Genomic DNA, 8,286 nt, shown 5'->3' on the forward strand with positions numbered 1-8,286 from the left:
GTTGAATGGCTGTATACAAAGATAATGCCACAGGAACGTGGCGGGTAGTGTTCCGTTATACCGATTTTACCGGGGAACGGAAACAGACACAGAAAAGAGGGTTTCAGACGAAGCGAGATGCACTGGCGTGGGAGCGAGAACAATTATTAAAGCAGGATTCCAAGCTGGATATGACATTTGCGAGCTTCTATGAAATCTATGCAGAGGATAAAAAGGCAAGGCTGAAGGAAAGCACATGGGAATCCAAGAGCCATGTGATAGAGAAGAAAATTCTTCCCTACTTCGGCAAACGCAAGATTGCAGACATTGAAGCAAAGGATGTAATCGCATGGCAGAATGAGTTGATGAAATACCGGGATGAGAAGGGAAAACCATATTCCGGTGATTATCTGAAAACGATTCATGCACAGCTTACAGCAATCTTCAACCATGCGGTCAATTTTTACAATCTGCCCTATAATCCGGCGAAGCGTGCAGGTTGCATGAAAGTACAGACGAGCAAGGAAGTGGAGTTCTGGACGAAGGAAGAATATCTGAAATTTGCGGAAGTGATGATGGATAAGCCACGCTCCTACTATGCATTTGAAATGCTGTACTGGACAGGTATCCGTTCCGGCGAGCTGCTTGCCCTCTGCCCTTCTGATTTTGATTTCGAGAAGCAGACCGTAAAGATCAGCAAAACGTATCACAGGTCAAAGGGCAGGGACATCATTACTACACCAAAGACTGCGAAAAGCAACCGGACAATCAAGATGCCGAAGTTTCTCTGCGAGGAGATTCAGGAGTATATGAAAATGCTGTATGAAGTGAAGCCGGATGACCGCATTTTTACGGTGACAAAATCTTATCTGGATCATGAGATGCGTCGTGGCGTAAAAGAAGCCGGATTAAAGAAGATTAAGGTTCATGCACTCCGTCATAGTCATGTTTCCCTGTTGATTCACATGGGATTCACTGTGCTTGCCATAGCAGAGCGTATGGGGCATGAAGCAGAGAAAATCACATTGAAATATGCACATCTGTTTCCAACTGTTCAGACGGAAATGGCTGAAAAGCTGGATATGGAACGCATGAAAAAGGAGGATGAGTAGATGGACAGAAAACTTGACAACAGGGGCAGATGGAGAAACAAAACGGTAGCTTTCCGGGTATCTGAGGAAGAAGCAAAGCAGATTGATGTGTGTGTCCGGCTTTCGGGACTGACCAAGCAGGACTATATTGTGAGAAGGCTGATGTGCCGGGACATTGTAGTGCAGGGCAATCCGAGAGTGTATAAGGCACTGAAAAATCAGATGGCAGAGCTTTATGAGGAGTTGAAAAGGATTGAGCAGTTTTCAGAGGAAAATGAGGAATTGCTTTATACCTTGCAGTTAGTTGCAGAGACACTGAATGGAATGAAGGAGGATGAGGATTGATGACAAAAGAAAAAATGACTGCTCCGGTAGCATCTGTTGGCGCAGATGGGGAACAGCCATTAAATAATAAAATAACCAACCAAAGTATAGCAGATTTGCCCGTTAAGGGCAATCTGCAAGCCACAAATAATGCAGAAAATGTGGCAAAATCAGCAAATAAAAAGAATCCGGATGAACTGGAAACCGTTTCCATGATGGAATTATATGATACAGCTTATCCACCGAAGCTGCCGATTGTGGACGGACTTTTGTATAACGGAACGTATCTCTTTGTAGGTTCTCCGAAAATTGGGAAATCATTCTTTATGGCACAGATCGGGTATCACATCAGCAAAGGACTTCCCTTATGGGGATTTCCGGTAAGACAGGGAACTGTCCTGTATCTGGCACTGGAAGATGATTATGCAAGGTTACAGAAACGGTTATCGCAGATGTTTGGAATGGAAGGCAGTGAGAATTTTTATTTTGCTACAAAGTCAAAATCATTAAACGCCGGACTGGAGCAGCAACTTGTACAGTTTGTAACAGAGCATAAGGATGCAAGGCTCATTATCATTGATACGCTCCAGAAAGTCCGAGAAGTTGGCGGAGATAAATTCAGTTATGCCAGTGACTATGAGATTGTGACGAAGTTGAAAGCGTTCAGTGACCATTATGGCATCTGCTTTCTGGTGGTGCATCACACAAGGAAAATGGAATCCTCGGACAGCTTTGACATGATTTCCGGCACGAATGGACTGCTGGGAGCTGCGGATGGGGCATTTGTCATGCAGAAAGAAAAGCGGACAGATAACAAGGCAGTTTTGGAAGTAGCAGGACGTGACCAGCAGGATCAGAAGCTGTGGCTGAATTTCAACCGGGAGAGATGTGTCTGGGAGCTGACCAAGACAGAAACAGAACTCTGGAAAGAGCCAGAAGATCCACTACTTGAAAAAATCAAAGAACTGATAACAGCAGAACAGCCGGAATGGACGGGAACAGCAACCGAACTGACAGAGTTTCTGCAAGTGGAGATGCAGCCGAATGCTTTGTCACGAAAACTGAATGTCAGTCTGGAACGTCTGCTGATAGAATATGGAATCCAGTATAGATCAGAGCGTGGACATGAGGGCAGACGAATTTATCTGACCTATATGGGAAGCCAGCGTGACGATATGTGACGATGGTGACGGTAATTTATATAGCGTGCCGGTAGTGAAAACATCGTCACTATCGTCACGACCGTCACGGAAAGGATGGGATAAGATGAAAAATGTGCAAATATCACAGGAATTATTTATGCAGTTACTTCGGTTTCATTTAATGGAGGATGTAGGTTGCGAGAGCGAAATCAAGCAGGAACTGGAGAAAAAGCTGGACAAGATGGTAATGCGTGACCTGTATGGAAAGTTTAAAACTGCTCCGACAGAGGAAGAACGGGAACGAGCGAGAAAAGAATATCTGAACAGGCGAGGAGTGCCGGAGAGTTTTCGTTGGTAATTTCTTCCTTGATGGTAAGAACAGGAGCGTGGCACGCCCCTGTATAGAGCGGACAAGGAGAAAACTGGAAAGGAGAAGCACACAATGAGAGAAGGAAGATTAGGTTACAACTGTGAAAATGGCAGATACGGCTTGCTGTCCATGGATTTGTGGGTAGATACAGGATTTCACTGTGGAGAGTGTATGGAAGTTCTCGTGGATGATAAGTGGGTAAAAACCAGAATGGAGATGAATCCTGCAATGGAATGGTATCTTGTGGGAACACCGTATTGCGGCGATTTGGAGTATGTCCGGGCAAGAATACCAGAGTGATTCAGAATGAAAAACAGCCCGGATACGGGCATATAAAAATGGGCGGATACGCCCAAGATGAAAAGCATAAGCCCGGCAGCTACGGCTGACAAAAGCACTTACCAAAGCCCTCGGCGTTTGAGAGCGAAATACACCCATCGCACAAATCTGACGATTTATGCTCAGCGTATTTCGCCCTGCCGGGAGCTTAAATGCCGGATACGGCAATGAGTTCGTAAACGGATGCCTAAGCATCCACTCACAAAAAATATGGCAGAATTTACTTTGCCGAAGAAAGAGGAGGGAGTGCCTATCGTAAGAAATTCATTTATTCAAATGACAAAATTAAGTAACGTAAAAGGTCGAATCACTTATATATCCAGTCATGCAAAGCAGGAAAATCTCTATGCTGTTTATGAGACTACGGAGCGAAAATTCTGGCGGGAACTTGCCAAATGCAATCAGGAAGAATTTGTAAAAAGCGGAACAGAAGGGAAATGTATCGAAGCCAGAGAACTGATTATTGCCTTGCCGGAAAGTTTCGTGGAGTACCAGCCGGATATGCTGCTGAAGCTGTTTACAGAGCATTTCAAGCAGAATTATGGAACAGAGTGTATATCGGCATTGCACCACAATAAAAGGAAAACGAATTATCATATTCATTTGATCTTTTCGGAACGGAAATTATTGGATGAACCGATCATCAAGATTGCCAGCCGGAATAGGTTCTATGATAAAAATGGAAAGCATGTCCGTACTAAGAAAGAGATACTTGGGGAAGATGGTCAGATTCGGGAAGGTTGCTATATTGTGAAGAAGGGCGAGGTTTACGAGAAGCGAATATTTACCGTTAAGGATGAGTACTTTAAAAGCAATGCGTTTTTGGAAGAAGTGAAGCATTCCTATACAGATTTGATGAATCTGTATGTGAAGGACGATAAACAAAAGCTGCAAGTCTTTGAGCGTGGCGGTATTTATCTTGCAACTAAGAAAATCGGAAAGAATAATCCTAAAGCACAAGAGATTGAATCAGATAATCAGAAACGACAGGAGTGGAACCGGACAGTTGATGTGGCACTAATCAGTGGTGTGTCGGAGCCACATATTTTGGAAGTGAAACGTAAACAGATTTCGGAGCCGATTAAGGGTGCTATTTCACAGATTGGGAGAAAACCAAGATTATTTGCAGGATTCGTTACAGTGGCGATTGCTGCACTGGAGCTGATGATTGAGTCAGTTCTTATGAAAAAGTACAAGGAAGTGTCTGTCCAGAAAGAAGAAATAAATCAGACAGATGAAGATATAATGCTTGAGAAAACAGCAACACAAGTGTCAGATACAGAAAATACCCAAGCAGACGCACATGAGTCGATGCCAAAAGCACCGGAACAGGAAAAACCAGAGACAAAGCAATCGGAAATGACAAGGATGGCATCGAAATACCCAAGATTCTTCAAGGTTTATAATGAACTGGAACAGCAGAATACGGTAATCTACAAGAAAGAACAGCAGCGTACCGCTAAGAAAAAAGAACTGTCGGAAGTTAAAGGCTGGTTCAAGGGCAGAAAGAAAAAGGAATTACAGAAAGAAATCACAGAACTGACAAGCCAGATTAGAGACATGAAAGATTATCTTCCGAAGATCGTACAGCGAGTTGGATACCGGAATGTGCAGGAGTTTTTGAAAGACTTCCAGATTGCAAAGTCTGAGTACAGCCAGTATCAGAAAGTGATCGCACAGTGGAAACAGGAAAACGGAAAAGAGCCGGAACAGCAGTCACATGGTGTCAGAGCAAAACTGGCGGCAAACAGAAAGAAAATAGAGCAGGAACAGAAAAATACACAGCGTACCCGAAGCCAGAGTAAAGACCGAGGGGCAAGATAGGAGGAAGAATTCATGGAGAAACACATCATGGGAGAAAATGGAATCAGCTACTCGCTTGGAGAGGACGGTCTGTATTATCCAGACCTGTACCTCCCGGAGGAGACGAGGTATCCAATTGGAAAGTATGGAATGATGCGGAGAACGTATCTGAAAGAGCATCGGAAGAGCCTGTATCTGGAACTGGTGCTTTCCGGGAAGTTAAATGAGCATTTGTATCAGATTGACGAAGAGTGTCATCAGATGATGGACAGACTGGTGGAACAGATGAAAGAGCAGCAGAGAGTGACAGAAGAATTGAAAATGCAGGATCAGATGGCATGGGTTAGGCGAATGAATAATATTCGGGCTTGTGCGGAGGAATTTGTGCTGAAAAAGTTTGTTTATGGATAAGAATGAATAAAAATAAATTCACTATACAACAAGGGCAAAAAGTTCGTTAAAGAATTTTTTGCCCTTTATTCATAGTAAGAATCTTATTTACAGATTTTTTCTGATAGACTTTTTTTAATACAGATATTTACCATCTGCCATCATATTCATAGTAGTCGGTTCCCGTTGAATATTTATGCTTGGAGTCTAAGTAGTAAGTAGTGTGTGTCGCTTCCCTGATGACAACAGTCATTGGATATAATTTGCTCATCATCCAATTATCAACTACATGATAGTAAGCATAATCAGAACCTTTTTTAAAGAATTCAGCGGCAATGGCACCAATAGCTGCTCCTACTTTTCCGCCAAGAGCTGCACCGAGCACAGCACTAATAGCTGAAACAGTCATATTGTATATGAATGAACTACCATCCCATACTTTTGTTACCCATTCGCCAGTGCCTGGATCAGTATATGCCCTATAAACACTGGATTGGTTAGTATCCATAGATGTATTAACAGATTCAACAACAGCAAATGTATCTATTTGTGAAGTTTTTGAAATTCCTTGTGAATCAGTAGTTGTCAAATGACAGTCGCCGTTAGGTTGAATATCAAGTACCTGAGATTTATCTTCTACATAATTACCATCAGCATTCATTACATAGGTTGTAGAATTTACGTTCATAAAATCAGCATCAGCATTTTCGACCACTTTATATTGTTTTCCATTTTCGAGATAAGTGTAAACTAAATGATTATCTCCGGGTGTACCTTCAAGAAAAGTGAGTTCAGTGCGTATATTTGTTGAACTATTTGTTGCTGTGGCTTCAACATTTGCAGCATGTACAATATTGCCTGAAAATAGCGAAAATATCATAATCATAGTTAAAGTGGCAGAGATTAATTGTTTAATTTTCATCGACATAAAAATTCCTCCATTTTAGCATGTGTAATTAATTGAATCAAACAGCTTCCTTTTATTGGTGTAGTGTATCCATGGGATTCGCCTCCTCTCCAAAATACACGTTTAAAAAGTATCCAAACAATAGATTGTTTCAAAATATTATATAATTTTGAAGGCTATGATTTCGAAACATCATCATCTAATCGTGCTCCGCAATTATGACAAATACTTTGGGAAGACCATTTAAAATTTAATAATTTTTTGCAGTGCGGACATCGTAAAAAGGTAAATCCAAAAATAATGTCAATAATTATAAGAAATATAGATACATAAATCATTTCTTTGTGAATTGAATTAAAAAGGGGAATGTTTGAAGCAAAAACAATTATTACTACTAACAGCGCAATAGCATTAAGTATTTGTCTGCATTTCTTTAGATTCATTAAGTACACCTCCGTGTATTATAATTTTTTTTATAATACCATACAGGTGTAAAATCTAATAACGTGATAACGTAAAAATGTGTAAAAAAACAAGTAAAATTATTTTTCATAAGTTAAATTAGTATGGTGTTCATGATAGAATGGTTTGGCAACATACAACAAAAATATTGACGCCATATACGATACCATATATAATAAATGCAGGAGGTATAAAGAATGTCAAAATGGGATAAACTGATAACACGTATATGCAATTTATCGAAAGACCTCCGGTTTGATGAGCTGCGGAAAGTATTGGAAAGCTACGGATATGAAATGAATGCACCGAGAAGCGGAAGCAGTCATTATACATTCAGAAAACAAGGCTGTATGCCAATTACAATACCAAAGCATGAACCGATTAAGAAAGTATATGTGGAAATGGTAAGGCAGATTGTAGAAAGTGAGGCGAAGAATGATGAAGACGCTGAATGATTACATGGCAATGTCCTATCGTATGGAAATTGTAGAAGATAAAGATGAAGGCGGATTTGTGGTTTCTTATCCGGATTTGCCTGGCTGTATTACCTGTGGAGAGACTGTGGAAAGTGCGGTTGCGAATGCACTGGATGCGAAAAGGGCATGGCTGGAAGCTGCATTGGAAGATGGTGTGGAGATTCATGAGCCGGACAGTTTGGAGGATTATTCCGGTCAGTTTAAGTTGAGAATCCCCCGGAGCCTGCACCGATCACTGGCAGAACATTCGCAGAGAGAGGGAATCAGCATGAATCAGTATTGCGTATACCTTCTTTCTAAAAATGATGCGGTGTACTCAAAATAATGGTTGCGGAATAGTTTTAGTACCGCTATAATGGAGTGGCAACATATTGGCAACAGAGAATCAGTGAGCCAGAATAATATATGTAACAGAGATAAAATATCGGCTGGAAAGTTATAAAACTTAAACAAAACTGTTTGAGAAGAACGATGATGAAGCCGAGTTTGAATAACGGACTAAAATGCCGAAAGCCTGTATTTATGCGGGTTTCCGGCATTTGTTTTATCAAATGGCTCTATTTGTGGGGAGAGTAATATATAAATATGATATGTGTTTCAAGGTAATGATTGGTAGGTGGTTAAGTGGATATTTTATTTAAAAGTGATGATTTTGTATTTTCATACAGAGTTGGCGGTATATTGAAACATAATGGCAAAATCTTGTTACAGCGTCCGAAGAATGATGATTATGCCATTATTGGAGGACATGTTGCGGCTATGGAGACAAGTATGGAAACTCTTAAACGGGAATTTGAAGAAGAGCTTCATGCTAAGATAGAGGTAGATAATCTGTTAGCAATCGGAGAAATTTATTTTCCATGGGGGAAAAGACCGTGTCATCAGATATGCTTATATTATAATGTACATCTGATGGATGATAATATTCCATTAGATGGTGTGTTTCATGGATATGATGAGCTGGATAATGAAAGAATTGATTTGGATTTCTGTTGGGTTTCAC

At 40.9% G+C, this 8,286-nt stretch carries 11 protein-coding genes; 10 read left to right on the forward strand and 1 reads right to left on the reverse strand.

Going from position 1 to position 8,286, the window contains the following annotated elements; translation table 11 throughout:
• The first annotated feature begins 5 nt into the window (after window positions 1-5).
• From ACY2VW_RS10055 to ACY2VW_RS10085, 7 genes are all read left to right on the forward strand, one after another.
• Window positions 6-1,091, forward strand: a complete 1,086-nt coding sequence (locus ACY2VW_RS10055) for a site-specific integrase (RefSeq protein ID WP_055221343.1) — start codon at window positions 6-8, stop codon at window positions 1,089-1,091.
• Window positions 1,092-1,415 carry a plasmid mobilization protein gene (locus ACY2VW_RS10060; protein WP_055221345.1) on the forward strand — a complete coding sequence of 108 codons (324 nt, stop codon included), beginning with the start codon at window positions 1,092-1,094 and terminating at the stop codon, window positions 1,413-1,415.
• A complete protein-coding gene (locus tag ACY2VW_RS10065) occupies window positions 1,412-2,575 on the forward strand; it encodes an AAA family ATPase (RefSeq protein WP_172704709.1) in 1,164 nt (387 codons plus the stop codon). The genes ACY2VW_RS10060 and ACY2VW_RS10065 overlap by 4 nt, the downstream gene beginning before the upstream one ends.
• A 118-nt stretch (window positions 2,576-2,693) precedes the next feature.
• A complete protein-coding gene (locus tag ACY2VW_RS10070) occupies window positions 2,694-2,894 on the forward strand; it encodes a hypothetical protein (protein ID WP_461877978.1) in 201 nt (66 codons plus the stop codon).
• A gap of 84 nt (window positions 2,895-2,978) precedes the next feature.
• Complete coding sequence (locus ACY2VW_RS10075; RefSeq protein WP_044931899.1) at window positions 2,979-3,206, forward strand: DUF5348 domain-containing protein; 228 nt, start codon at window positions 2,979-2,981, stop codon at window positions 3,204-3,206.
• A gap of 222 nt (window positions 3,207-3,428) precedes the next feature.
• The gene (locus ACY2VW_RS10080; protein ID WP_461877979.1) at window positions 3,429-5,069 is read left to right on the forward strand and encodes a MobA/MobL family protein; all 1,641 of its coding nucleotides are present in this window, start codon (window positions 3,429-3,431) and stop codon (window positions 5,067-5,069) included.
• 12 nt (window positions 5,070-5,081) lie between these two features.
• Window positions 5,082-5,459, forward strand: coding sequence for a TnpV protein (locus ACY2VW_RS10085; RefSeq protein ID WP_055221353.1), 378 nt, complete (start codon window positions 5,082-5,084; stop codon window positions 5,457-5,459).
• A 127-nt stretch (window positions 5,460-5,586) separates the two neighbouring features.
• On the opposite strand, the gene ACY2VW_RS10090 is transcribed toward ACY2VW_RS10085, so the two are convergent.
• A complete protein-coding gene (locus tag ACY2VW_RS10090; protein ID WP_055221355.1) occupies window positions 5,587-6,366 on the reverse strand; it encodes a hypothetical protein in 780 nt (259 codons plus the stop codon).
• Window positions 6,367-7,004: 638 nt separating this feature from the next.
• On the opposite strand from ACY2VW_RS10090, the gene ACY2VW_RS10095 reads away from it, so the two are divergent.
• The 3 genes from ACY2VW_RS10095 to ACY2VW_RS10105 all read left to right on the forward strand — a co-directional run.
• The gene (locus ACY2VW_RS10095) at window positions 7,005-7,262 is read left to right on the forward strand and encodes a type II toxin-antitoxin system HicA family toxin (RefSeq protein ID WP_055054195.1); all 258 of its coding nucleotides are present in this window, start codon (window positions 7,005-7,007) and stop codon (window positions 7,260-7,262) included.
• Entirely contained in the window at window positions 7,246-7,608 is a 363-nt protein-coding gene (locus ACY2VW_RS10100; RefSeq protein ID WP_055221441.1) for a type II toxin-antitoxin system HicB family antitoxin, read from the forward strand. The genes ACY2VW_RS10095 and ACY2VW_RS10100 overlap by 17 nt, the downstream gene beginning before the upstream one ends.
• A gap of 299 nt (window positions 7,609-7,907) precedes the next feature.
• The coding region (locus tag ACY2VW_RS10105; RefSeq protein ID WP_461877980.1) for an NUDIX hydrolase at window positions 7,908-8,286 on the forward strand (379 nt) is incomplete at its 3' end.

This window comes from Fusicatenibacter sp. (genome assembly GCF_977045365.1).

Bases quoted from the DNA above. Each gene is read 5' to 3' on its own strand.
- ACY2VW_RS10090 (WP_055221355.1), bottom strand. From the start codon at position 6,366: ATGTCGATGAAAATTAAACAATTAATCTCTGCCACTTTAACTATGATT.
- ACY2VW_RS10070 (WP_461877978.1), top strand. From the start codon at position 2,694: ATGCAGTTACTTCGGTTTCATTTAATGGAGGATGTAGGTTGCGAGAGC.
- ACY2VW_RS10100 (WP_055221441.1), top strand. From the start codon at position 7,246: ATGAAGACGCTGAATGATTACATGGCAATGTCCTATCGTATGGAAATT.
- ACY2VW_RS10075 (WP_044931899.1), top strand. From the start codon at position 2,979: ATGAGAGAAGGAAGATTAGGTTACAACTGTGAAAATGGCAGATACGGC.
- ACY2VW_RS10095 (WP_055054195.1), top strand. From the start codon at position 7,005: ATGTCAAAATGGGATAAACTGATAACACGTATATGCAATTTATCGAAA.
- ACY2VW_RS10080 (WP_461877979.1), top strand. From the start codon at position 3,429: ATGCCTAAGCATCCACTCACAAAAAATATGGCAGAATTTACTTTGCCG.
- ACY2VW_RS10055 (WP_055221343.1), top strand. From the start codon at position 6: ATGGCTGTATACAAAGATAATGCCACAGGAACGTGGCGGGTAGTGTTC.
- ACY2VW_RS10060 (WP_055221345.1), top strand. From the start codon at position 1,092: ATGGACAGAAAACTTGACAACAGGGGCAGATGGAGAAACAAAACGGTA.
- ACY2VW_RS10085 (WP_055221353.1), top strand. From the start codon at position 5,082: ATGGAGAAACACATCATGGGAGAAAATGGAATCAGCTACTCGCTTGGA.